General features: G+C 64.5%; 19 protein-coding genes. 7 read left to right on the top strand and 12 right to left on the bottom strand.

Annotated elements, in window-relative coordinates:
• Positions 1-161 precede the first annotated feature (161 nt).
• From plsX to U1R88_RS20115, 5 genes are all read left to right on the top strand, one after another.
• The gene (gene plsX / locus U1R88_RS20135; RefSeq protein ID WP_322432839.1) at positions 162-1,235 is read left to right on the top strand and encodes a phosphate acyltransferase PlsX; all 1,074 of its coding nucleotides are present in this window, start codon (positions 162-164) and stop codon (positions 1,233-1,235) included.
• Entirely contained in the window at positions 1,235-2,212 is a 978-nt protein-coding gene (locus U1R88_RS20130; protein ID WP_322432838.1) for a beta-ketoacyl-ACP synthase III, read from the top strand. Before plsX ends, U1R88_RS20130 begins: the two co-directional genes overlap by 1 nt.
• 255 nt (positions 2,213-2,467) lie before the next feature.
• Positions 2,468-2,785: an integration host factor subunit alpha gene (locus tag U1R88_RS20125; protein ID WP_068299343.1), complete on the top strand. Its 318-nt coding sequence runs from the start codon at positions 2,468-2,470 to the stop codon at positions 2,783-2,785.
• 307 nt (positions 2,786-3,092) lie between these two features.
• Complete coding sequence (locus U1R88_RS20120) at positions 3,093-3,749, top strand: MerR family transcriptional regulator (RefSeq protein WP_322432837.1); 657 nt, start codon at positions 3,093-3,095, stop codon at positions 3,747-3,749.
• Between the two features lie 126 nt (positions 3,750-3,875).
• A complete protein-coding gene (locus U1R88_RS20115; protein WP_322432836.1) occupies positions 3,876-5,507 on the top strand; it encodes a phytoene desaturase family protein in 1,632 nt (543 codons plus the stop codon).
• A gap of 141 nt (positions 5,508-5,648) precedes the next feature.
• Here the strand turns inward: U1R88_RS20115 and U1R88_RS20110 are convergent, their stop codons facing one another.
• Genes U1R88_RS20110 through U1R88_RS20100 form a run of 3 tightly spaced genes read right to left on the bottom strand, consistent with a single transcriptional unit; the run spans position 5,649 to position 9,458 of the window.
• The gene (locus tag U1R88_RS20110) at positions 5,649-7,913 is read right to left on the bottom strand and encodes a xanthine dehydrogenase family protein molybdopterin-binding subunit (RefSeq protein WP_322432835.1); all 2,265 of its coding nucleotides are present in this window, start codon (positions 7,911-7,913) and stop codon (positions 5,649-5,651) included.
• The gene (locus U1R88_RS20105) at positions 7,906-8,964 is read right to left on the bottom strand and encodes an FAD binding domain-containing protein (protein WP_322432834.1); all 1,059 of its coding nucleotides are present in this window, start codon (positions 8,962-8,964) and stop codon (positions 7,906-7,908) included. The genes U1R88_RS20110 and U1R88_RS20105 overlap by 8 nt, the downstream gene beginning before the upstream one ends.
• On the bottom strand, positions 8,961-9,458 hold the full coding sequence (locus tag U1R88_RS20100) for a (2Fe-2S)-binding protein (RefSeq protein WP_322432833.1): 498 nt from the start codon (positions 9,456-9,458) through the stop codon (positions 8,961-8,963). The genes U1R88_RS20105 and U1R88_RS20100 overlap by 4 nt, the downstream gene beginning before the upstream one ends.
• A 305-nt stretch (positions 9,459-9,763) precedes the next feature.
• Between U1R88_RS20100 and U1R88_RS20095 the strand changes: the two genes are divergently transcribed.
• Positions 9,764-10,357 (top strand): TetR/AcrR family transcriptional regulator, encoded by a 594-nt coding sequence (locus U1R88_RS20095; RefSeq protein WP_322432832.1) that lies wholly within the window; start codon positions 9,764-9,766, stop codon positions 10,355-10,357.
• 27 nt (positions 10,358-10,384) lie between these two features.
• Here the strand turns inward: U1R88_RS20095 and U1R88_RS20090 are convergent, their stop codons facing one another.
• The 4 genes from U1R88_RS20090 to U1R88_RS20075 all read right to left on the bottom strand — a co-directional run bounded on the left by U1R88_RS20090 (position 10,385) and on the right by U1R88_RS20075 (position 16,594).
• Positions 10,385-12,658, bottom strand: a complete 2,274-nt coding sequence (locus U1R88_RS20090; RefSeq protein WP_322432831.1) for an FdhF/YdeP family oxidoreductase — start codon at positions 12,656-12,658, stop codon at positions 10,385-10,387.
• A gap of 258 nt (positions 12,659-12,916) precedes the next feature.
• Positions 12,917-13,357 carry an NIPSNAP family protein gene (locus tag U1R88_RS20085; RefSeq protein ID WP_322432830.1) on the bottom strand — a complete coding sequence of 147 codons (441 nt, stop codon included), beginning with the start codon at positions 13,355-13,357 and terminating at the stop codon, positions 12,917-12,919.
• An 86-nt stretch (positions 13,358-13,443) separates the two neighbouring features.
• A complete protein-coding gene (locus U1R88_RS20080; RefSeq protein WP_322432829.1) occupies positions 13,444-14,352 on the bottom strand; it encodes a LysR substrate-binding domain-containing protein in 909 nt (302 codons plus the stop codon).
• Positions 14,353-14,443: 91 nt separating this feature from the next.
• A complete protein-coding gene (locus U1R88_RS20075; RefSeq protein ID WP_322432828.1) occupies positions 14,444-16,594 on the bottom strand; it encodes a sodium-translocating pyrophosphatase in 2,151 nt (716 codons plus the stop codon).
• Between the two features lie 409 nt (positions 16,595-17,003).
• Between U1R88_RS20075 and U1R88_RS20070 the strand changes: the two genes are divergently transcribed.
• Entirely contained in the window at positions 17,004-18,551 is a 1,548-nt protein-coding gene (locus U1R88_RS20070; RefSeq protein ID WP_322432827.1) for an esterase-like activity of phytase family protein, read from the top strand.
• Positions 18,552-18,806: 255 nt separating this feature from the next.
• On the opposite strand, the gene thiL is transcribed toward U1R88_RS20070, so the two are convergent.
• From thiL to ribD, 5 genes are all read right to left on the bottom strand, one after another.
• On the bottom strand, positions 18,807-19,793 hold the full coding sequence (gene thiL / locus U1R88_RS20065) for a thiamine-phosphate kinase (protein ID WP_322432826.1): 987 nt from the start codon (positions 19,791-19,793) through the stop codon (positions 18,807-18,809).
• 14 nt (positions 19,794-19,807) lie between these two features.
• A complete protein-coding gene (nusB, locus tag U1R88_RS20060; RefSeq protein ID WP_068298916.1) occupies positions 19,808-20,269 on the bottom strand; it encodes a transcription antitermination factor NusB in 462 nt (153 codons plus the stop codon).
• Positions 20,266-20,793: a 6,7-dimethyl-8-ribityllumazine synthase gene (locus U1R88_RS20055; protein ID WP_082980224.1), complete on the bottom strand. Its 528-nt coding sequence runs from the start codon at positions 20,791-20,793 to the stop codon at positions 20,266-20,268. The genes nusB and U1R88_RS20055 overlap by 4 nt, the downstream gene beginning before the upstream one ends.
• 152 nt (positions 20,794-20,945) lie before the next feature.
• Complete coding sequence (locus U1R88_RS20050) at positions 20,946-21,581, bottom strand: riboflavin synthase (RefSeq protein ID WP_322432825.1); 636 nt, start codon at positions 21,579-21,581, stop codon at positions 20,946-20,948.
• Positions 21,582-21,591: 10 nt separating this feature from the next.
• Positions 21,592-22,731: a bifunctional diaminohydroxyphosphoribosylaminopyrimidine deaminase/5-amino-6-(5-phosphoribosylamino)uracil reductase RibD gene (ribD, locus tag U1R88_RS20045; RefSeq protein WP_322432824.1), complete on the bottom strand. Its 1,140-nt coding sequence runs from the start codon at positions 22,729-22,731 to the stop codon at positions 21,592-21,594.
• Between the last annotated feature and the right edge of the window lie 55 nt (positions 22,732-22,786).

Genomic DNA, 22,786 nt, shown 5'->3' with positions numbered 1-22,786 from the left:
CGTGAGAATCGGTCAATCGACAGCTTCCACATCCTGGTCGTGCCTAAATTCCGACCGTCAACCTTCGCTACACTCTTGTGGTGCATGGTCTTTTGCTGCAAAACGCAGCGCCTCCCCCGCCGTGCACAGCGGCCAGACGCAACAGGGCAACCGAACACTTCATGGCTTCCGACAATCGGGCTTCGAAAATTCGTATCGCTCTCGACGCGATGGGGGGCGACCACGGCCCCACGGTCGTGATTCCGGCTGCCGAGCTGGCCCTCACCCGCCATCCCGACCTGAGCTTCTCCTTCTATGGGGATGAGGCCGCCATCGCCCCACTGCTGGCCACCCGTCCGCGCCTTCAGGCCGTTTCCAGCGTCCATCACACCGAAGTCGCCATCCGCATGGACGACAAGCCGAGCCACGCCCTACGCTATGGCCGCAAGAAATCCTCGATGTGGCTGGCGATCGATGCCATCAACAAGGATGAAGCCGACGCGACCGTCTCGGCCGGCAACACCGGCGCGCTGATGGCGATGGCGCGCTTCTGCCTGCGCACGCTCGCCGAAATCGACCGTCCCGCCATCGCCGCGCTGTGGCCGACCCTGCGGGGCGAATCGATCGTGCTCGACGTCGGCGCCTCCATCGGCGCCGATTCCAATGCCCTGATCGACATGGCGGTGATGGGCGCGGCCATGGCCCGTATCGTGCTGGGCGTGGAGCGCCCCACCGTCGGCTTGCTCAATGTCGGCGTCGAGGAGGTCAAGGGCCTCGAAATGGTGCGCGAGGCCGGCCGCATCTTGCGCGAGACCAGCTTGCCCGATTTGACCTATCATGGTTTCGTCGAGGGTGACGACCTTGGCAAGGGTACCGTCGACGTGGTGGTGACCGAAGGTTTTGCCGGCAATATAGCGCTCAAGACCGCCGAAGGCACGGCCAAGCAGATCGCCTCCTATCTGCGTTCGGCGATGTCGCGCACCCTGATGGCGCGTATCGGCTACCTCTTCGCCCGCGGCGCCTTCCAGGCCCTGCGCGAAAAACTCGATCCCAACCGTGTCAATGGCGGTGTCTTCCTGGGCCTCAACGGCATCGTGATCAAGAGCCATGGCGGCGCCAATGCCGAAGGCTACGCTGCCGCCATCGATCTCGCCTATGATATGGTGAAACAAGAACTCATGACGAAAATCACCGAAAGCCTGAGCTTCGACCACCGCGCCGTGATGGCCGCCGCCAGCAATCCGGACGCTGCATAATGGCGACAATCCGTTCTGTTATCCGGGGCATCGGCTCCTATCTGCCCGAGAAACGCGTCACCAATGACGAGCTGTCCAGGCTTGTCGACACCTCCGACGAGTGGATCGTGCAGCGCACCGGCATCCGCGCTCGCCACCAAGCCGCGGAGGGCGAGTTCACCTCGCATCTCGCTACCAAGGCGGCCGAGCGCGCTTTGGCCGATGCCGGCCTGAAGGGTTCCGACATCGACCTGATCGTGCTGGCGACTTCCACGCCCGACAACACCTTCCCGGCCACGGCCACAACCGTGCAGGCCAATATCGGCATGACGGGCGGCGCTGCCTTCGACGTTCAGGCGGTGTGCACCGGCTTCGTCTACGGGCTTTCCATCGCCGACAATTTCCTGCGTTCGGGTTCGGCCAAGCATGCGCTCGTCATCGGCGCCGAGACCTATTCCCGCATTCTGGACTGGTCGGATCGTACCACCTGCGTGCTGTTCGGCGACGGCGCCGGCGCTGTGGTCGTCGAAGCCACGATGAATGACGGTTCGATCCACGATCAGGGTGTGCTGGCCACCAAGCTGCGTTCGGACGGGCGGCACAAATCGAAGCTCTTCGTCGATGGCGGCGCCTCCACCACCGGCACGGTCGGCAAACTGCGCATGGACGGCAAGGAAGTCTTCAAGCTCGCCGTCGGCATGGTGCCGCAGATCATCATCGACACCATGGACGATCTCGGCCTGCCCTATGACGCGGTGGATTGGTTCGTGCCGCACCAGGCCAATGCCCGCATCATCCACGCCACGGCCGAAAAGCTTGGCCTGCCGCCGGAGAAGGTGGTGCTCACCGTTGCCGAGCATGCCAACACCTCCTCGGCCTCGATTCCCCTGGCGCTCGATACGGCCGTCAAGGACGGGCGCATCAAGCGAGGAGACCTCGTCCTGTTGGAGGCCATGGGCGGCGGCTTCACCTGGGGCGCGGCCCTGATCCGCTGGTAGTCTGACGAATTTGACGGTTGCCTGACCGAGGTCGAAGCGAACACCGGTTTCGATTGGTGGTTGACCTTGACCGATTTCGTCAATAGCTTCGCGTTTTCAGTGACATAGAGTCGGGACTTCAGTGCCGGCCCTGCTGGGATGATTTGCGGGGCGGATTCGTGGCGGGACAGGCTTCCCGCAGTTCCGGGCTGCATCGAACGGATAACAGACAGGTGGCCTCTTCATGGAGCCTGTCCAACGTGGGGCATGAAAGCGATGGCGGGAAATACCGTCACAAGAGCAGATCTTTGCGAAGCGGTTTACCAGAAAGTAGGCCTGTCGCGGACCGAGTCGTCGGAACTGGTCGAGATGGTCCTGCATGAAATCTCCAGTTGCCTCGAACGCGGCGAAACGGTGAAGCTGTCGTCCTTCGGCTCCTTCGTCGTGCGCTCCAAGGGCGAGCGTATCGGCCGCAATCCCAAAACCGGCAAGGAAGTGCCGATCTCCCCGCGTCGCGTCATGGTCTTCAAGCCTTCCAACATTCTCAAGGCGCAGATCAATGGCGAGAATGTCGACGGCATTGCCGACGACTAGTCGGGCATGGCGCCTGGCCAGCCAAATCGGTAATGGACTGATCAGTCCTGTTTTCTGCGAGATAGGAAATTCCGGTCTGCCGGCGCCAGTTGTCTGCATGGCCAGACATCCCTGACGCGACCGGCAGCTATAGCTGTCCCCACTTGTCGGCAATGGGCGTCACTTTCCCCCTCAAACGGTTTCAAACTACCACTCGATGATGTTTTGGGTTGGAAACAAGTGATAAACGCTTGTCTTTCATCACAGAATCGGACGAGTGATAGGGGAAAGGCACGATTCGCCGCTTTCCGCTCGGGAGTCCGGCAGCATGGAAAAAGCACCTGACGCGTTCCGCACCATCAGCGAGGTCGCCGAGGATCTCGACCTGCCCCAGCACGTCCTGCGCTTCTGGGAAACCCGCTTCAGCCAGATCAAGCCGCTGAAGCGCGGTGGTGGGCGTCGCTATTATCGCCCTGACGACATCGATCTGCTCAAGGGCATTCGCTATTATCTCTATGGTGAGGGCTACACCATCAAGGGCGTGCAGCGCATCCTCAAGGAGCGCGGCAATCGCCATGTGATCGAGATCGGCCGGGCGCAGAACGAGGACTATGTGCCCCCCGTCGCCGTGATCCCACGGGCGGACGAGGAAGAGCGCCGCCGCGAGCGAGCCGAATGGCCGGAGGCGGAGGCCCCTGCGCTGGGTGATCCAGCCGGCGACTATGACGAGGGCGATGATCGGATCGAGCCCGTCTTCGACGAAGAACCCGAAGCTTACGAGCCGCCGCCAGCCCAGGCCTCGCTGCCGCTGTCGTCCCTGGCAGGCCCGCCCATGCGCAACGAGCCGCGCCCCGCGGCGCCTGCGGTCGCGCAGGCGGAAAGCGGCAGTGGATTGTCGCTGAGCGACGAACGTCGCAGGCGGCTGCAGACGGTGCTGCTGGAACTCGGCGAGTGCAAGCACATCCTGGAAGCTGCCCGCGGCTGAGAAGCCGAAACGGCACAGTGGTTGCGAAATCCCCCTCTTGGAAGCGCGGCATAGGCGGCATAAGAAGAAGCCGACGGGACGTCCGCGGTGCCAGCCGCTGCGTCATAACAAGAAGGCTTCGAGGAATTGGCTGACGCAACTTCACCCGCGGTCCACAGCGCGAACACTCCCTATGACGCGGTCATCATCGGCGGTGGCCATAACGGCCTGACCTGCGCCTATTACCTCGCCCGGGCCGGCCGGCGGGTGAAGGTACTGGAGCGCCGCTCCGTCGTCGGCGGGGCCGCGGTGACGGAGGAATTCCATCCGGGCTTCCGCAACTCGGTGGCCTCCTACACCGTCAGCCTGCTCAATCCCAAGGTCATCCGCGACATGGAGCTGGAGCGCCATGGCCTGAAGGTGGTGGAACGCCAGGCCTCGAATTTCTTCCCCTTCCCCGATGGGCGCTACATCCTCTCCGGCGAAGGCCGTACGCAGGGCGAAATCGCCAAGTTCAGCGAGAAGGATGCCGCCCGCTTTCCGGCCTATTGCGACGAGATCGACACCATCGCCGACGTGCTGCGCGACCTCATCCTGGAGACGCCGCCCAACGTCTCCGACGAAGGCTGGTTCGGCTCGCTGCCGGAATTGCTGCGCGCCGGCAAACTCGGGCGTCGGCTATCCAGGCTCGACATGCATCATCGTCGCGTGCTGCTCGACCTCTTCACCAAATCGGCAAGCGATTATCTCGACGGCTGGTTCGAAAGCCCCGAGGCGAAGGTGCTTTTCGGCTTCGATTCCATCGTCGGCTCCTATGCCGCTCCCTCGACGCCGGGTTCGGCCTATGTACTGCTGCATCACGTCTTCGGCGAGGTGAACGGCAAGAAGGGAGCATGGGGCCATGCCATCGGCGGCATGGGCGCGATCACTCAGGCCATGGCCAAGGCTGCCCGCGAGGCCGGCGCCGAAATCGAAACGGACGCACCGGTCCGACGTCTCATCGTGCAGAAGGGCGTCACGGCCGGCGTCGAACTGGAGGATGGGCGCATCATCCGTGCCAAGGCCGTCGCGGCCAATATCGGCCCGCGCCTGCTCTTCGACAGGATCGTGCCCGAAGATGCCGTGCCGGCCGATTTCCTGCAGCGCATCCGCCGCTTCAAATGCGGCTCGGGCGTGCTGCGCATGAATGTGGCGCTCTCCGAATTGCCCAGCTTTACCGCCCTGCCGGGCCGCGAACAGGGCATCCACCACACCGCCGGCATCATCATCGGGCCAAGCCTCGACTATATGGAAGATGCCTTCCTGGAGGCGCGTCGCCATGGCTGGAGCCGGCAGCCCATCGTCGAAATGCTGATCCCCTCCACGCTCGACGACACGCTCGCACCCAAGGGCCAGCACGTCGCCAGCCTGTTCTGCCAATATGTGGCGCCGTACCTGCCGAACGGCGGGAGCTGGGATGCCCATCGCGATGAGGTCGCCGACCTGATGATCGACACGGTCGAGCGCTATGCGCCGGGCTTCAAGCAGAGCGTGCTCGGGCGCCAGGTGCTGACTCCCCTCGACCTGGAGCGCATCTTCGGCCTCATCGGCGGCGACATCTTTCACGGCACGCTGTCGCTCGACCAGCTGTTCTCGGCCCGGCCGATGCTCGGCTATGGCGATTACCGCACGCCCGTGAAGGGGCTCTATATCTGCGGCTCCGGCACCCATCCCGGCGGCGGCGTCACCGGCGCCCCCGGGCACAACGCCGCCCGGGAGATGCTCTGCGACCGGGTCTAGGCCGTCATCCCGGACACGCTGCAGCACGAAGTGATGCTGCGCAGATCCGGGACCGCAAGCCGTATGAGGCTTTATTCAATGCGGTTCCGCGTCTGCAGCGCATCACTTTGTACTGCGCCGCGCGCGGAATGACCTCGTTACTTAGATCAGCTCCTCGATGGCGATCGGGAAATGCCTCACACGCTTGCCGGTCGCATGCCAGACGGCATTGGCCAAGGCGCCCGCCGTGCCGGTGATGCCGATTTCGCCGACGCCCTTGATGCCCAGCGCATTCACATGGGGATCGTGCTCCTCGACCAGGATGGCCTCCAGTGACGGTATGTCGGCATTGACGGGCACGTGATACTCGGCGAGATCCGCATTCATGATCCGGCCCGAGCGCTGATCGATCACCGCATGCTCGTGCAGGGCGAAGGAGACGCCCCAGATCATGCCCCCGAGATACTGGCTACGGACCAGATGGGGGTTGATGATCCGGCCTGCCGCAAAAGCGCCGACGAGCCTACTGACCCGCACCTGCCCGAGATCGGGGTCGACCTTGACCTCGGCGAAGACAGCACCATGGGCATGCATGGCATAGCTTGCCTGCGAGGCGGGATCGGCACGGCCGCGTCCCCTGGCCTCGATCTCCGCCACGCCGGCCCGGCCGAGAATATCGGCATAGCTCTCGCTGCGGCTTTCATCGTCCCGGCGGGCGAGCCGCCCCTCGCGGGCGATCACGCCGGCATTGCCGGCGCCAAACAGCGGCGAGCGCTCGTCGCCGGTCGCCAGTTCCGCCAGTTTGGCGATCACCGCCGCACCGGCTTCGTGGATCGCCACGCCGGCCGTGGCCGTATGCGCGGAACCGCCGGCGATACCGGCATCGGGCAGGTCGGAGGTACCCGCCCGGAATTCCACCTGGTCGATGTCGAGCCCCAGACCGTCGGCAGCAATCTGGGCCAAAGCCGTCCAGGCCCCCTGCCCCATGTCATGGGCGCCGGTTTCCATCAGGCCGGAACCGTCCCGCCGGATCACCGCCCGCGCCTCGGCCTGGAACATCAGGGCCGGGAAGATGGCCGTACCCATGCCCCAGCCGACGAGAAAGCCGGCCTTGTCGCGCATCTGCCTGGGCGCGAGCGGTCTGCCGGCCCAGCCGAAACGCCTGGCGCCCTCGGCATAGCATTCGCGCAGGGCCTTGGAGGAGAAGGGCTTGCCGGTGCTCGGCTCGGTTTCGGCATAGTTCCTGAGCCGGAACTCGAGCGGATCGATGCCGCTTGCCCAGGCCGCCTCGTCCATCGCACTTTCCAGGGCAACGGAACCGGAGGCCTCGCCGGGCGCCCGCATGAACAGCGGGGTTCCCGTATCCGTCCGCACGGCGTCATAGGTGGTGGCGATGGCCGGGCTGGCATAGAGCGCATGCGAAGCGCCGGCAGCAGGCTCGAAGAAGTCGTCGAAGGTCGACGAGGCAGTCCTGGCGTGATGGACGAGCGCCGTCAGCGCCCCATCTCCGGCAATCCCCAACTGCAATGTCTGCCGAGTCGGGGCACGATGGCCCACCGGCCCGTACATCTGATCGCGCTTGAGCACGAGTTTCACCGGCCGGCCGACCAAACGCGCCGCCATGATGCCCAGGATCTGGGGCCCGGCAACCAGCCCCTTGCAGCCGAAGCCGCCGCCGAGAAACGGGCTGCGGATGTGGATCTTGTCGGGTGCGATGCCGAAAAGGCCGGCAATGCGGCCCTGCGCCATCGCCATGCCCTGGCTGGGCGTGTCGATCGACAGGCTGTCGCCCTGCCAATGCGCGACGATGGCGTGCGGCTCGATCGGATTGTGGTACTGGGCGGGCGTCTCATAGACGGCCTCGATCCGCTTGTCCGCTGCCGCGAAACCGCCTTCGATATCCCCATGCACGGCTTCAGACGGACCGCCGACACCAACAGCCGGGGGTACGAAACTATCGCCGTCGAGGCCGACCCGCGCCGTCTCGACTTCGTAGCGCGGCGCCAGCAGCGCAGCCCCTTCCGTCGCAGCCTCCAGCGATTGGGCGATCACCACGGCGATCGGCTGGCCGGCATAGCGCACGCGATCGTTCTGCAGGACGTCCAGCCGGAACATGAAGGGATGGTCCTTGGCATCCGGATCCTGCGCCAGCGCCGGCTTGTGATCCGGTGTCATCACCTCCACCACGCCCGGATGGGCCTTGGCGGCCTGGACGTCGAGAGAGGCAACCCGGCCGCGGGCGATCTGCGCCACGGCCATCACGGCATAGAGCATGCCGCCAGGATGGTTGTCGGCGGCGTAGCGCGCCGCGCCGGTGACCTTGAGCACGCCGTCGCGGCGCGTCAGAGGCTGGCCGATATTGGAACCATGCCGGACATGAGCGGGAGCCCGGTTCGGCTTGAGGTCGGGCGTGACGAGTTCAGGCATCTCGGCGTGCTCCGGGAAGGGTTGAAAAAGGGGAACCTGGCAGAGCGGGGACGCGATCCGGTGTCCCCTTTGCGGCCTCGGCCAGGGCGCGCACGAGCGTGCGGCGCGCCAGTTCGATCTTGAATTCATTGTCGCCCGAGGGCTTCGCCTCGGCGAGAGCAGCCTGCGCCGCGCGCTGGAAGACGGTTTCACCCGGCGTGGCACCGGCCAGGATCGCCTCCGCTTCGAGCGAGCGCCAAGGCTTGGCTGCAACGCCGCCCAGTGCAAGCCGCGCCTCCTCGATCACCCCACCCTGGAGACGCAGGGCAGCGGCCACCGACACCACGGCAAAGGCATAGGATGTCCGCTCGCGAACCTTGAGATAACGGGCATGGGCCGCAAAGCCCGCACCATCGGCGGGTAGTCTCACCGCCACGATCAGGTCGCCCGGCTCGAGAGCCGTATCCTGCTCCGGCATATCCCCCGGAAGGCGATGCAGTTCGCCCAGCGGGATCTCACGCCGCCCTGCCCTGCCCTCGATTTCCACCACTGCGCCGAAGGCCGCCAGCGGCACGCAGAAATCCGAGGGGTGGGTGGCGATACAGGCTTCGCTCCAGCCCAATATCGCATGAAGGCGATTCTCGCCGCCCTTGGCGTCACAGCCCGAGCCCGGCAGGCGCTTGTTGCAGGCGCCGGCGACGTCGAAGAAATAGGCGCAGCGCGTACGCTGCATGAGATTGCCGCCGACGGTCGCAGCATTGCGCAACTGGCCCGATGCCCCGGACAGCAGCGCCTCCGCAACGGCCGGATAGGTCCTTGCGAATGCCGGATCATGGGCAAGGTCCGCATTGCGCACCAGTGCCCCGATCCTGACACCGCCATTTGGCAGCCAGTCGATCGCGCCGAGATCCGGCAAGCGGGTGACATCCACGAGCCGGTCGGGACGGCTGACACCGGTCTTCATCAGGTCGAGGAGGTTGGTGCCGGCAGCGAGAAAGGCAGAGCCGGGCTGGGCCCCCGCCGCGACTGCCTCTGCGATGGTGGCCGGCCTCACATAGTCGAAGTTTTTCATGCCGATTTCCTCCGTCCGCCCTCGGCGAGGACATGGTGGGCCTCCAGCACGGCCTCGGTGATGCCGGCATAGGCCGAACAGCGGCACAGATTGCCGCTCATGCCCTCGCGGATACGCTCGGGATCATCCCCGGCCTGGCCCTCGCGGAGCAGGCCAATGGCGCTCATGATCTGGCCGGGCGTGCAAAAGCCGCATTGGAACCCATCATGGGCGATGAAGGCGGCCTGCATGGGGTGGAGATGCTCGCCCTGGGCGACGCCCTCGATGGTTTCGATCTCCGCGCCATCATGGCTGACGGCAAGCGCCAGGCAGGAATTGATGCGGCGGCCGTCGACCAGGACGGTGCAGGCGCCGCATTGACCGCGGTCGCAGCCCTTCTTGGTGCCGGTAAGATCGAGGCGTTCCCGCAGGAGGTCGAGAAGCGTCACCCTGGGATCGTCGAGTTCGACGTGGCGTTGCTCACCGTTGACGGTGAGGCTGATGGAGAAAGTCATGCACTGCTCCAATCGAGTGATTTTTGGACTGTCGAGGCTGCCGAGAGCAAAGCGCTTCAAGGGGTGGCCGATTCTCTCGAATCGAAGGCGCCTGTCTCTGCAGGGTCTCTGGAGGAGCACGATCCGGGTGGATCGAACTCCGGGCTTCTGGCCGCGAGACACAATCCGGGCGGCCGGATGCAAAGGGGCTGCCCAACGGGATCGGGCATCGATTTGATTGGAAAGCATCTGTCTGATTTGATGCTTATGCAGTATTTATACGGAGGGCCCCTCCGTTTTGCAAGAGGCAGCCTGACTGAATTCAGATGGTGGAGCGAACCGAGAAAACAAGCCGCAAGCCGCGCGCCGATGCGATCCGCAATCGGGAACGGCTGCTGGCGGCTGCCAAGACCGTGTTCAGCAGAGGCGGCTCCGAGGCCAGCCTGGAGGCCGTCGCAAGGCAGGCGGAAGTCGGCATCGGCACGCTCTATCGCCATTTTCCCACCCGCGAATCACTGTTCGAGGCGGTCTATCGGCAGGAAGTGGACCACTTGAGCGAATTGGCGGAGCAACTGAAGGATGGCGTGGAGCCGGTCGACGCCGTCCGCCGCTGGTTGCATGCCAATGTCCAGCTGGTCGCGACCAAGAAGGGTATGCTGACGGCATTGGCGCTCGCCGCCTATGCCCCGTCCGAACTCTATGCTTATTCCTTCGATCGCCTGACCACGGCGCTCGGTATCCTGCTGAATCAAGCCGTCGCCGCCGGGCGGATGCGGGCTGATATCACACCGGACGACCTGCTGCGGGCCCTGGTGGGCATGTGCTACATGCGCGACCATCCCGGCTGGCTGGAAGCCGTGCAGCGGCTCGTCGACGTTTTCGTCGACGGCCTGTGTGTTGGGGCCGCGAAGACGGGTTGAGCGCCCCGTCGGCGGGTTTTCTGCCGTTCAGCCAGTTTTCCGGATTCGCACCGGCACGGATTTATAGGAAGGCGTGCCGCTTTGCTCATCCTTGTAGTCGAGGGGCACCAGCCCATTGGCTTCGGGATAATAGGCCGCGACCGAACCGCGAGCGATGTCGTAGGCGATGGCGGTGAGGCTGAGGCGCCGGGGCTCGCCCGACGGCAGCGCCGTCTCGATCTCGACGAGATCGCCATGCGCCAATCCAAGCCGGGAAAGATCCGCCTCGTTCACGAACAACACGTCACGGCGGCCGAACACGCCGCGATAGCGGTCGTTCAACCCGTAGATCGTGGTGTTGTACTGGTCATGGCTGCGGATGGTCGCCAGCTTGAGCACGCTGGCATCGGCGCTGGCCGGATCTTCTTCCAGCTCCTTGAAAGGCAGGAACTCGGCCTTGCCCGAGGGAGTCGGCCAGATGCGCTCGGTCGGCGGCAAAGGAAGGCGGAAACCGCCGGGGACCCGAATACGCTGGTTGTAGTCCTTGAAATCAGGCAGGACGTTCTCGATCGCGTCGCGGATGAGATCGTAGTCGGCAACCATCTCGGCCCAATAGACCTTGCTGTCCGGCAGCGTCGCCATCGCCATGCCGGCGACGATGGCCGTCTCGGAGCGTAGATACTCCGAGGCCGGCGGCAGCTTGCCGCGCGAGGCGTGCACCATCGACATCGAATCCTCGACCGTCACGGCCTGGGGCCCGCTCGCCTGCATGTCGCGCTCGGTCCGTCCCAGCACCGGCAGGATGATCGACTGCTTGCCGACGAGCAGTTGCGAGCGGTTCAGCTTGGTGTCGAGATGCACGGCAAGGTCGAGCTTGCGCATGGCAGCCTGGCAGCGTTCGGGATCCGGCATGGCAACGGCGAAATTGCCCCCCAGGCAGATCAGAACTTTCGAGCTACCCGCATCGATCGCTTCCATGGTGGCCACCGCATCATGGCCGTGATGACTTGGCGGCTTGAAGCCGAAGGTGCGCTCGATCCCCTCGAACAAGGGAATGTTGGGCCGTTCGGTGATGCCGACCGTGCGGTTGCCCTGGACGTTGGAATGGCCACGCAAGGGACAGATGCCCGCCCCCGGCTTGCCGAAATTGCCCTTCAGCAGGAGGAGGTTGGCGATCTGCTGGACATTGGCGGTTCCCCGACTGTGCTGCGTGATACCCATGCCATAGGCGACGATGGTGGCGTTGGAACGGGCGTAGGCCTGCGCCACCTCCCCGAGCTGGGCTTTGCCGAAACCGCTGATGGCCTCGATGGCCTCCCAGGATGTCGCCTCCAGATCGGCGGCGAACTCGGCAAAGCCGCGGGTGTGGGCGATGATGAAATCGTGGTCGAGCACCTGGTTGCCCGACGCCTCGTCCATTTCGACCAAGGCCTTCATGATGCCCTTGAGGGCCGCGGCATCCGCGCCGACCTTGACCTGATAATAGGACGAGGCGATCCGTGTGGAGCCGAAAGTGCCCATCTCGATGGGATTCTGGGGGTCCGCGAAGCGCTCGAGCGCCCGTTCCTTCAGTGGATTGAACACGATGATCGGCACGCCCCGGCGCGAGCATTCATGCAGCGTGCCCATCATGCGCGGATGGTTGGTGCCCGGATTGTGGCCCAGCGAGAGGATCAGCTCGCAATGGTCGAAATCCTCCAGCGAGACCGTGCCCTTGCCGATGCCGATCGATTGCGGCAGGCCGACGCTGGTGGCCTCGTGGCACATGTTGGAACAATCGGGGAAATTGTTACTGCCATATTCGCGCGCGAAGAGCTGGAACAGGAAGGCCGCCTCGTTGGAGGCACGGCCGGAGGTGTAGAACTCCGCCATGTTCGGATCGGGCAGGCTGCGCAAGGCGGCGGCGATGCGTGCGAAGGCATCGTCCCATTCGATCGGTTGATAGGTGTCCGTCTCACCATCATAGGCCATCGGATGGGTGAGCCGGCCCTCATTCTCGAGGTGATAGTCGCTCCAGCCCAGGAGTTCGGTGACGGTGTGTTCGGCGAAGAACTCCGGCGTGACGCGCTTGCTCGTGGCCTCCCAGGTCACGGCCTTGGCACCGTTCTCGCAAAACTGGAAGGTCGAGCCGTGCTCCTTGTCCGGCCAGGCACAGCCGGGGCAGTCGAACCCATCCGGCTGGTTCATCCGCAGGAAGGTCAGCGGCGCCTCGAGTACCTCCATCTGCGAACGCACGGCTGCTGCGGTCGCCTTGAGGGCCCCCCAACCACCGGCAGGACTGTCATAAGGCCTGATCCCAGGAACGTCGCGTTTGCGGGCCATATGCCCCTCCGCTTGCCTATGTCTCTTTTGGATCGTCGCGGATTGCGGCCAGGCCGGCCGCCCTCGCATATCCAGGAGCATGCCGGACCGCTTTGGCCCAATCCCGATCCAGCTTGCGCGTTCTCCCCATCCTGTCAACCAACATGAAAAAGTCGCCGGCCGGTTTGTCGACAGCCAATCCGGGTCTCTAAATTTGGAGAGACACGTGCCGGAAACGCGGAGTGCCGATCCCCAGGGTTGCCGGGTGATTTCTCTCCCTCAAATCAAGGGCGCGTAATCGACAGCCTGCATGGCACGGTCTTCGATGACGCCGACCATCTTGCCGTCGCGCGCCACGGTCTCGTCCTTGATCCGTTGCCATTCCTCGTCGGCCATGAAGCGCTCCCAGCTCGCCTTCATCGTCCCGGCATCCGGCCAGCGCAGCAGGTAGACGAATTCCGTCCTTTCCGGCGTAGCCGCCTCCCAGAGCGAAGCGAAGTCGAAACCGTAGGTCTTCATGATGCGGACGGCATGGTCGCGAAAACGGGCATGAAAAGCTGCCTTGTTGTGTTCGAATATCTCGTAGATGCGCAATTGATAGATCATCGAATTCCTGCTCCTTCGGGCATGGCTGGAGCCGGGCTGGAGGGCGATGGCCGTCGCCATGGCGGCCGCCGCACATTTCAGGACATTACGTCGATCCGTGGTCTGAAGGTTCATTTCAACCGCTCCAGCTCAGCTCGGAATCGATTTTGGTCACCTGACGATCAATGTAAAATATATTATATATGACTCATTGATATCTATCAGATATCAATTGTTGCTGCCTGCTTGACGATCTCGATGAAGCTGTCTCGGATCGACGAGGCGATATCGGCACGCCAGCCGAGGACCATGTCCATATGGCTCAGTTCATCCGGCGCCGAGGTGACGATCGGACGGAACACGGCTCCCTTGCGATTCTCCTGGCCGGCCGAGGCCGGCACCAGCGCCACGCCGAGGCCGCCCGCCACCAGGCCGACGACGGTCTGCATCTCGCAGGCTTCCTGCGTGATGCGCGGCTCGAACCCCGCATGGCGGCACAGGGCGATCAGTTGGTCATGGAAGCTCACCCCCTCGTTCCGAGGGGTCATGATGAAATCCTCCCCGGCCAGTTGCTCCAGCCTGACCGCCGCGCCTGTGGCGAGGGGATGATCGTCGGGCAAGGCGGCCAGGACCGGCTCGCGCTCGATGCGCTCGAAACGGATGTCGGCCGCCGGAACGCCGGGCCAACGCATGAAACCGATATCCGCCTGCTTGCCTCGCAGGGCCTCGATCTGCCTGGCCGTCGTCGCCTCGCGCAGAACGAGTTCCACATCCGGGAAACGCGAGCGGAAGGTTCGCAATGCCAGCGGAACCAGGTCTCGACGGGCCGTACCGACAAAGGTGATGGCAAGCCGGCCCGCCAGTCCCGCCTCGATGCGGCGTGCGCGCAGGGCCCCCTGCTCCAGGCTCACCAGGCAGGCCTTCGCCGTCTCCAGAAATGCGGCGCCGGCCTCGGTCAAAGCGACATGGCGATTGCTGCGGGTGAACAGGCGCGCCCCGACCTTCTCCTCGAGCTTGCGCACGGCCTGGCTGAGCGGCGGCTGGGCCATGTGCAGCCGCTCGGCGGCGCGATGGAAATGCAACTCCTCGGCGAGGACGACGAACTGGTGCAGGAGGCGCGTCTCGATCATCAGCCAGAACCATTGCGGCCCTTGCGGCCGCCTCTAAACGAATGAGGGAGGGCAATGCCCTCCCTCACCCACCAGAACCTATCGCAAAACCTCAGTGATGGGCCAGGATGGCCAGCAGGAGCAGCGCGACGATATTGGTGATCTTGATGGCCGGATTGACGGCGGGACCCGCCGTATCCTTGTAGGGATCGCCGACCGTATCGCCGGTCACCGAGGCCTTGTGGGCTTCCGAGCCCTTGAGGTGCTTGGTGCCGTTGGCATCGATGAAGCCGTCCTCGAACGACTTCTTGGCATTGTCCCAGGCCCCGCCGCCCGCCGTCATCGAGATGGCGACGAAGAGGCCGGTGACGATCACGCCCAACAGCATGGCGCCGACGGAAGCGAAGGCATCGGATTTCGAGCCGGTGATCCACAGCACCAGGAAATAGATCACGATCGGCGACAACACCGGCAGCAGCGAGGGGATCAGCATCTCCTTGATGGCGGCACGGGTCAGCAGATCCACCGCCTTGCCATAGTCAGGCTTGTCGGTGCCCTGCATGATGCCGGGCTTCTCGCGGAACTGGCGCCGGACTTCCTCGACGATGGCCGAGGCTGCCTTGCCCACGGCGGTCATGGCGATGCCGCCGAAAAGGTAGGGGATGAGACCACCGAGCAGCAGGCCGACCACCACGAAGGGATTGGCCAGCGAGAAGTTCGGCTGCACCCCGGCGAAATAGGGATACTGCGCCGAATTCGAGGCGAAATAGGTCAGATCCGAGGTATAGGCAGCGAACAGCACCAGGGCACCGAGGCCGGCAGAGCCGATGGCATAGCCCTTGGTGACGGCCTTGGTGGTGTTGCCTACGGCGTCGAGCGCGTCCGTCGATTTGCGCACTTCCTTGGGCAGTCCCGCCATTTCGGCGATGCCGCCGGCATTGTCGGTGACCGGACCGAAGGCGTCGAGCGCCACCACCATGCCGGCAAGGCCGAGCATGGTCGTCACCGCGATTGCCGTGCCGAACAGACCCGCCAGCGTGTAGGTGGCGACGATGCCTGCGACGATCACGATGGTCGGCAGCGCCGTCGCTTCCAGCGAGACCGCGAGGCCCTGGATGACGTTGGTGCCGTGACCGGTGACCGAGGCCTGCGAGATCTCACGCACCGGCCGGTAGCCGATACCCGTGTAATATTCGGTGATCCAGACGATAAGGCCTGTTACCAGCAGGCCGACGATGCCGCAGGCGAACAGAGAGGTACCGGTGACGTCATGGCCGCCGATGGTGCCGATCGAGCCCCAGCCGATGAGGAAATGCGTGGCGACGGCCAGGCCTGCCACCGAGAGGACGGCCGAGGCGATGAAGCCCTTGTAGAGCGCGCCCATGATCGACTGGTTGGCGCCGAGCTTGACGAAGAAGGTGCCGATGATCGAGGTAACGATGCAGGCCGCGCCGATGCCGAGCGGATAGAGCAGCACGTTGGAGAGCACCGGCGTACCGGCGAACAGGATCGCCGCCAACACCATGGTGGCGACCACGGTGACGGCATAGGTCTCGAACAGGTCGGCCGCCATGCCGGCGCAATCGCCGACATTGTCGCCGACATTGTCGGCGATGGTCGCGGGGTTGCGCGGATCGTCCTCGGGAATGCCGGCCTCGACCTTGCCGACGAGGTCGCCGCCGACGTCGGCGCCCTTGGTGAAGATGCCACCGCCGAGGCGGGCGAAGATCGAGATCAGCGAGGCGCCGAAGCCGAGGGCCACCAGCGAATCGATGATCTCGCGCGCCTGCTTGGGATCGGCGAAGGAGAGCTGCATCGGCCCGGTCAGCACGTAATAGTAGACGGCCACCCCGAGAAGAGCGAGACCCGCCACCAGCATGCCGGTGACCGCACCGGCCTTGAAGGCGACTTCAAGGCCCTGTCCTAGCGAGTTCATCGCGGCCTGTGCGGTGCGGACATTGGCCCTGACCGACATGTTCATGCCGATGAAGCCGGCAAGGCCCGAGAGCACGGCGCCGATCAGGAAGCCGATGGCACTCGGGATCGAAAGGAAATAGGCGACCAGGGCAAAGATGATGATGCCGACACCTGAAATGGTGACGTATTGGCGCCTGAGGTAAGCCTGCGCGCCTTCGCGCACGTAACCGGCGATTTCCTGCATCCGGGCGTTGCCGGCTGGCTGCGCCATCACCGACTGGAATGCCCAGACTCCGTAAACGAGGGAAAGCGCCCCGCACGCAATAATGACCCACAGAGAAAGCATGGACTAAATGTTCCTTGTTCTTTACTCGCACAAGCCACTGAACAAATCGCACGAACGAACGACCCCTGCCCTTCGCATCGAAGGTCAGGATATTGCAGGTGCGGCGAATCCTCCCACCGGAGCCGTCTGATTGTCCGGATTGCCGCGATGCTGCCAAAATCATACGGGCAGCGCAACCGACGCCGTGCGTTCGCGGCAAGTTCTTTCGAAGATCCTCTTGGTGCGTCACCCGCCGGAAAACTGTCACGCCTCTGTCATCGGCTCTTGCCAAGGAAGTCCACGCTGAAGCGTTTCGCAATTCGGCCATATTGCTGAAAATTGCGAAGACACGTCGAAACAACAATGACCGGGAGCAAAGACGCGTTTTCGCTGAGGCGCGTCTGTGTTCTGGCCACCGAGCGAGATTTCCATGCGCCTTCTTCGCACCATCCTTCTCACCACCCTCTCGGTTCTGCCGACGCTGGCAATGGCCGAGCCCCTGGCCATCAAGGAGCCTTTCGTTTCTTCCGCCCCGGGCGAAGAGAAGATCGATTTCGCCGGTGGCAGCTTCGTCAACCACGGCCTGGTCGGCGTCGGCCGGCTGAGCGCCGACCTCAAGGACGAGAAGGGGGACACGCTCGGCTCCTTTTCCTCCATGGCGATCGATCCCAAGAGCTGGAGCAAGACTGCCACGGGCTACAAGGGCCAGCTCCGCTCCCTACCGGATCGCGGCTACAACAATCCCGACAAGGGCCTGTTCTTCGACTATCAGGGTCGCGTCCTCGCCTTCGACTTCGCCTTCACGCCCTATTCCGGTGCTGCGCTACCCACCGCCGTGACCTCGCAGTCGCAGATCGACTTGAAGCCGCTCGCCGGCAAGGGCGTCTTCCTCACCGGCCTCGACGGCAAGCCGACGACGGGTGCCGATCCCGCCGACAACACCGTGGAGATGAACGGCTATACCCTGCCCGTGCCACCGGCCGGTGCGCTCGGCGCCGGCTCCCTCTCCTTCGACGCCGAGTCGATCGCCTATCGCTCCGATGGCAGCTTCTATGTCGGCGACGAATATGCCGCTGCCGTCTACCTGTTCGAGCCCGGCGGCAAGTTGAAGGGCCTGATCCCGCCCGGCCCGGCACTCGTTCCCACCAAGAAGGGCAAGATCAACTTTACCTCGATGGAAGCGCCCGACACCGGCCGGCGCAACAATCAGGGCCTGGAAGCGATCTCGCTGACGCCGGACGGCAAGACCCTCTATGCCGTGCTGCAGAGCGGCACGCTGCAGGACAGCTCCGCCGGCAAGAACCAGGCGAACCGCGCCACCACGCGTATCTATGTCTATGATGTCGCCTCGGACCCGCTGCCCAAGACCCCCAAGGCCGTCTATGCGATCGAACTGCCGGTCTATTCCAAAAAAGGCGACGGCAAGATCGACAGCACGGCCGCGCAGAGCGAGATGGTGGCGCTCGACGATCACCGCTTCCTCCTGCTCGCACGTGATGGCGCCGGCCATGGCTGCGATTGCAAGAATCCGGAGATGTTCAAGGCCGTGCTGGTGGTCGACACCTCAGGCGCCACCAACCTGGCGGGCACGGACTATGAAACCGGCACCAAGCCGATCGCACCCGCCAAGGACGAGCGCAACGTCCTCGACACAGCTATCACCCCGGCCCGTTCGCAGGTGCTGGTCAACCTCTTGAACGCCACCCAACTCGGCAAGTTCGGCCTCAACATCGACAATGCCAAGGCCAACGACCTCACCCTGTCGGAAAAGTGGGAGGCCATGACGCTGATGCCGGCCCTCGATCCGGCCGCGCCCAACGATGCCTTCCTGTTCGTCGGCAACGACAACGACTTTCTCACCAGGAGGGGCGTGATGAAGGGGCAGAGCTACGACGCCGGCCTCACCAACGACACGCTGGTACTGGCCTATCGCCTGACGCTGCCCGAAGACCTGGCCAAGGCTTTGGCAGCGAAGTAGAAGCCGCAGCCGAAGCGTCTGCGCGCAAAGCGGAAAGCCAACAAAGTAAGGTGTGACAAGCCTTCTCCCCTTGCGGGAGAAGATGGACCGGCGGAGCCGGGACGGATGAGGGGTGCTGGCGAAATGCTTAGACGGATGCGTTTCTCCCCTCTTCCGCCCCCAAGTCTTTTGCTTGAACGCGAGGTCCTGGAAGGACCTCGCTACGGCACCTTCTCCCACAAGGGGAGAAGGGGAACACGCCTTCTCCTGCCTTGCTCAAAAATGACTGAAACTGCCGCGGGCGAACTGGACGTCGTTGCCCTCATCGTCAAGCCATCTCGGAGCATGATGACCTAGTGTCACCGTGCCGATTGGGCTGACCGTGACCCCGCAATTCTGTGCCGCGGTTTCGAAGGCGATACGCTGCCCGGAGGGCACGGCACAGAGAATTTCATAATCGTCCCCTCCCGTGAGCGCCGTTTCCAGCAATATCGCGTCAAGCTTGCAGGCTGCCTGCGCGGCCGGTGAAAGCGGCACAGCATCGCGTTCGATATCGGCCGACGCACCGGAAGCCCGCAGCAGCTTGGCGAGATCGCCGACGAGGCCATCCGAAATATCCATCGAGGCCGAGGCATGGGCGAGCACAGCCGGCGCCAGGGCCGTACGCGGCTGCGGCAGGAGGTAGCGCCTGGCCAGGTAGTCGCGTTCCACCTCCGCAAGCCCGGCCAAGGCGTCCGCCCCGCGGCGCGCCAGCAGGCCCAGCGCTCCGTCACCGATGGAGCCGCTGACATAAAGGATGTCGCCCGGCTGCGCGCCGTCCCGGCGCGGAATACGGTCGGAGGGCACCAGGCCGAAGGCGTTGACGGCGATGGTCAGCGGCCCCGTGGTCTTGACGGTGTCGCCGCCCAGCAAAGCGAAGTCGAATTCCTTGCCGTCGACCGCCAGGCCCTCGGCGAAACGCTGCAGCCAGTCCTCGCGCCAGCCCGGCGGCAAGGCCAGGCAGAGCGTATAGGCATGCGGCTGCGCGCCCTTGGCGGCAAGGTCCGACAGGTTCACGCGCAAGGCCTTGCGCGCGATGAGATCGGGGTCGTCGTCGGCAAGAAAATGAATGTCAGCGACCAGCGCATCGGTGGTCACCACCAGATGCGCTCCAGGCGGCACGCTCAGCGTCGCAGCGTCATCCGTCAGCCCGCGCGCCCCGGGATGGGTCGCGAGCGGAGCGAAGAAACGGCTGATCAACTGATCTTCGGTGAGCCGCGCCATGCGAGGACTGCTGCTCAGGAAGCCTGGAGATGGTCGTTTCGTTCGGCCTTGGCGATCTTGTCGAGCACAGCATTGACCATGCCGGCTTCCTCGCGGTCGAGGAAGGCATGCGCGACACTGACATATTCGGAGATCGTCACTTTCGGCGGGATGTCCTGGCGATGCAGCAATTCATAGACGCCGGCACGCAGGATGGCACGCAGAATGGCATCCACCCGCTTGAGCGGCCAGCCATCGGCCAGCGCCTGATCGACCTTGGGATCGATGCTGCGCTGCTCGCGCACGACCCCGCCGACGATGTCGCGGAAGAAGCTCTCCTCGGCCGGCGAATATTCGACGCCGTCGATTTCCTGGCCTATCCAGTGGTTCTCGAATTCTGCCAGCACCTCGACGACATTGGTGCCGCGGATGTCCATCTGGTAGAGCGCCTGCACACTGGCGAGGCGCGCAGCGGAACGTTTCTGGGCCCGGCTCATGCCTCGACCCCATGCAGGCGGCGTTTCAGGGCAACCATGTGCAGAGCGGCATCGGCCGCGCCGCCACCCTTGTTCATTTCCGAAATGCTGGCGCGAACCCGAGCCTGCTCGTCATTCTCGACGGTGAGGATGCCGTTGCCGAGCGGCAAAGCGCGCTGCACGGAGATGTCCATCAGGGCACGCGAACTCTCGCCGGCGACGATGTCGTAATGGGTGGTCTCGCCACGGATCACGCAGCCCAGGGCGATCGCCGCGTCATAGGCACGGCCGCGCTGAACGGCGGCGTCGAGAGCCATCACGATGGCCGAGGGGATCTCGAGGGCACCCGGCACGGTGAGCACGTCGAAGCTGCCGCCGGCCGCCTTGATGGCGCCGGTCGCGCCGGTGAGCAGCCCGTCGGCGATCTCTTCGTAATAACGAGCTTCGACGATCAGGATATGCGGCGGCAGGGGACCGCCGAAGCCGGACTCGGTATTTTCGAAGGAAGGAGCGGAGGAACTGGATACACGCCTGGGACCGGCCATGGGAATTCTCGTCTCAGAGGAAAGGCGGGCTCTACACGCGCCGCCTGAATGCTGTTGGATTGAGGGCGTTCCTAGAGCATCGTGTCGAAAAGGGAAAGCCGGTTTTGAGCAGGAGCGATGTGACCGCGAAGCATGGCGGCGCGCGGCCTGTCTCAGCCTCCGGCGCGATCACTCCAACGTTCGGTCCCGACATCCGCCAGCCGCGCGGCATAGCGCGCCATGGTGTCGATCTCGATGTTAACAGTATCGCCCACCTCGGCATTGCCCCAGGTGGTGACGCACAGGGTGTGGGGGATCATCATCACGCCGAAATCCTGCCCCTCGACCTTGTTGACGGTCAACGACGTGCCGTCGAGCGCCAGCGATCCCTTCTGGGCGATGAAACGCGACAGGTCACCAGGTACCCGGAAGATGAATTGCGAGGTGCCGTCCTGATCCTTGCGATCCAGCACGGTCGCCACTCCGTCGACATGGCCGGAGACGATATGCCCGCCGAGTTCGTCGCCGATCCGGAGTGCCCGCTCGAGATTGAGCTTGTGCCCCACGCGCCAGGAGCCGAGTGTCGTGCGCCCGATCGTCTCGGAAGAGGCATCGACGGTGAACAGCGTGTCGCCACCCGGCCGCAGCGCCAGGCTGGTCATGGTAAAACAGATGCCGGCCACCGCCATGGAGGCCCCCACCGTCATGGTGTCAGCGGGATAGGAGCAGGCGACGGCGATGCGCTTGGCGGAGCCGTGGTCCTCCAGCGCGACGATCTCGCCAATATCGGTGATGATGCCGGTAAACATGATGGGCCCTTCAATTCCTGCGCTGAATGGTCATGGTATCATGTCCGATCATGCGTGCGGCCAGATTGGGCAATTGCCCATCGATTTTAGCCTGAAGCTGCGATGTCAGCGCCGTCACCCCCTCGCCGATCGGTTCGGACGAGGTGAACTGCACGAATTCCTCGACGAGATCGGCCTCGACCAGGCCGGCCGCAAGCCGAGGGCCGGCTTCGACCATGAGGCGCGTGAGGCCCCGCGTGCCGAGCAGACGCAAAGCCTCGCCGAGATCGAGGGATGCTCCCTCGCCGGGTGACAAGGCCGAGCAGCCGATCCGCATCACTTCCACGCCAGCCTCGACCAGACCCTGTTCCGGTTCGACCGGCGCATCGGCGCGAGCCATGACCCATACCGGCACCTCGCGAGCCGTCTCGACCAGCCGTGAGGTGAGCGGGAGCCGCAGCCTTGAATCGAAGACGATCCGCACCGGAGACTGGGCAGCCATGCCGGGCAATCGCACGGTGAGCATTGGGTCGTCCTTGAGCACGGTGCCGATCCCGACCGCGATCGCATCGCTCTGGGCCCGCATCAGGTGCACATGGGCACTCGCCTCTTCGCCGGTAATGCGAACCGGGCGCCCGCCGGGACCCGCGAGCTTGCCGTCCGCGGAGACCGCGATCTTCACGGTAACTCCGGGCCGGCCGAAGGTCACGCGCGTGATGTGCCCGACATGGGCCTGGAAGGCTTCGTCCGCCAGCACGCCCTCGCGGACCTCGAGGCCATAGCGCCGCAACATGTCGAAGCCGCGTCCGCCCACGCGCGGATCGGGATCGCGCAGGGCGCCGACGACACGGGCAATGCCGCCGCGCGCCAGGGCATCGGCGCAGGGGCCGGTGCGCCCGTAATGCGAGCAGGGCTCGAGGGTGACATAGGCCGTAGCACCCTTGGCCAGCGATCCCGCCTCGGCCAGCGCCTGCGTCTCGGCATGGGGGCGCCCACCCGGCTGCGTCCAGCCCCGGCCGACGATGATATCGGCGTCACCGACCCGCCGGACGATCACGCAGCCGACAGCCGGGTTGGGCCAGGTGTTGCCCAGCCCCCGCCGCCCCAGCGCCAGAGCCGCCCGCATGAAGCGTTCGTCACGCCGCAGGGCATCGATGGCGGAAACAGGCATGGCGAAAGTCACGGAAAAAAATCAAACCGGCAATGGGAGCTCGAAGCAGCAGATA

Origin of the sequence: Labrys sedimenti, assembly GCF_034424805.1 — a bacterium.
GTDB classification, from domain to species: domain Bacteria; phylum Pseudomonadota; class Alphaproteobacteria; order Rhizobiales; family Labraceae; genus Labrys; species Labrys sedimenti.
The sequence above is the reverse complement of the archived record's forward strand: the minus strand, read 5'-3'. Positions and strand labels throughout refer to the sequence as shown.

Bases quoted from the DNA above. Each gene is read 5' to 3' on its own strand.
- plsX (WP_322432839.1), top strand. From the start codon at position 162: ATGGCTTCCGACAATCGGGCTTCGAAAATTCGTATCGCTCTCGACGCG.
- U1R88_RS20130 (WP_322432838.1), top strand. From the start codon at position 1,235: ATGGCGACAATCCGTTCTGTTATCCGGGGCATCGGCTCCTATCTGCCC.
- U1R88_RS20125 (WP_068299343.1), top strand. From the start codon at position 2,468: ATGGCGGGAAATACCGTCACAAGAGCAGATCTTTGCGAAGCGGTTTAC.
- U1R88_RS20120 (WP_322432837.1), top strand. From the start codon at position 3,093: ATGGAAAAAGCACCTGACGCGTTCCGCACCATCAGCGAGGTCGCCGAG.
- U1R88_RS20110 (WP_322432835.1), bottom strand. From the start codon at position 7,913: ATGCCTGAACTCGTCACGCCCGACCTCAAGCCGAACCGGGCTCCCGCT.
- U1R88_RS20105 (WP_322432834.1), bottom strand. From the start codon at position 8,964: ATGAAAAACTTCGACTATGTGAGGCCGGCCACCATCGCAGAGGCAGTC.
- U1R88_RS20100 (WP_322432833.1), bottom strand. From the start codon at position 9,458: ATGACTTTCTCCATCAGCCTCACCGTCAACGGTGAGCAACGCCACGTC.
- U1R88_RS20095 (WP_322432832.1), top strand. From the start codon at position 9,764: ATGGTGGAGCGAACCGAGAAAACAAGCCGCAAGCCGCGCGCCGATGCG.
- U1R88_RS20090 (WP_322432831.1), bottom strand. From the start codon at position 12,658: ATGGCCCGCAAACGCGACGTTCCTGGGATCAGGCCTTATGACAGTCCT.
- U1R88_RS20085 (WP_322432830.1), bottom strand. From the start codon at position 13,357: ATGAACCTTCAGACCACGGATCGACGTAATGTCCTGAAATGTGCGGCG.
- U1R88_RS20080 (WP_322432829.1), bottom strand. From the start codon at position 14,352: ATGATCGAGACGCGCCTCCTGCACCAGTTCGTCGTCCTCGCCGAGGAG.
- U1R88_RS20075 (WP_322432828.1), bottom strand. From the start codon at position 16,594: ATGCTTTCTCTGTGGGTCATTATTGCGTGCGGGGCGCTTTCCCTCGTT.
- U1R88_RS20070 (WP_322432827.1), top strand. From the start codon at position 17,004: ATGCGCCTTCTTCGCACCATCCTTCTCACCACCCTCTCGGTTCTGCCG.
- thiL (WP_322432826.1), bottom strand. From the start codon at position 19,793: ATGGCGCGGCTCACCGAAGATCAGTTGATCAGCCGTTTCTTCGCTCCG.
- nusB (WP_068298916.1), bottom strand. From the start codon at position 20,269: ATGAGCCGGGCCCAGAAACGTTCCGCTGCGCGCCTCGCCAGTGTGCAG.
- U1R88_RS20055 (WP_082980224.1), bottom strand. From the start codon at position 20,793: ATGGCCGGTCCCAGGCGTGTATCCAGTTCCTCCGCTCCTTCCTTCGAA.
- U1R88_RS20050 (WP_322432825.1), bottom strand. From the start codon at position 21,581: ATGTTTACCGGCATCATCACCGATATTGGCGAGATCGTCGCGCTGGAG.
- ribD (WP_322432824.1), bottom strand. From the start codon at position 22,731: ATGCCTGTTTCCGCCATCGATGCCCTGCGGCGTGACGAACGCTTCATG.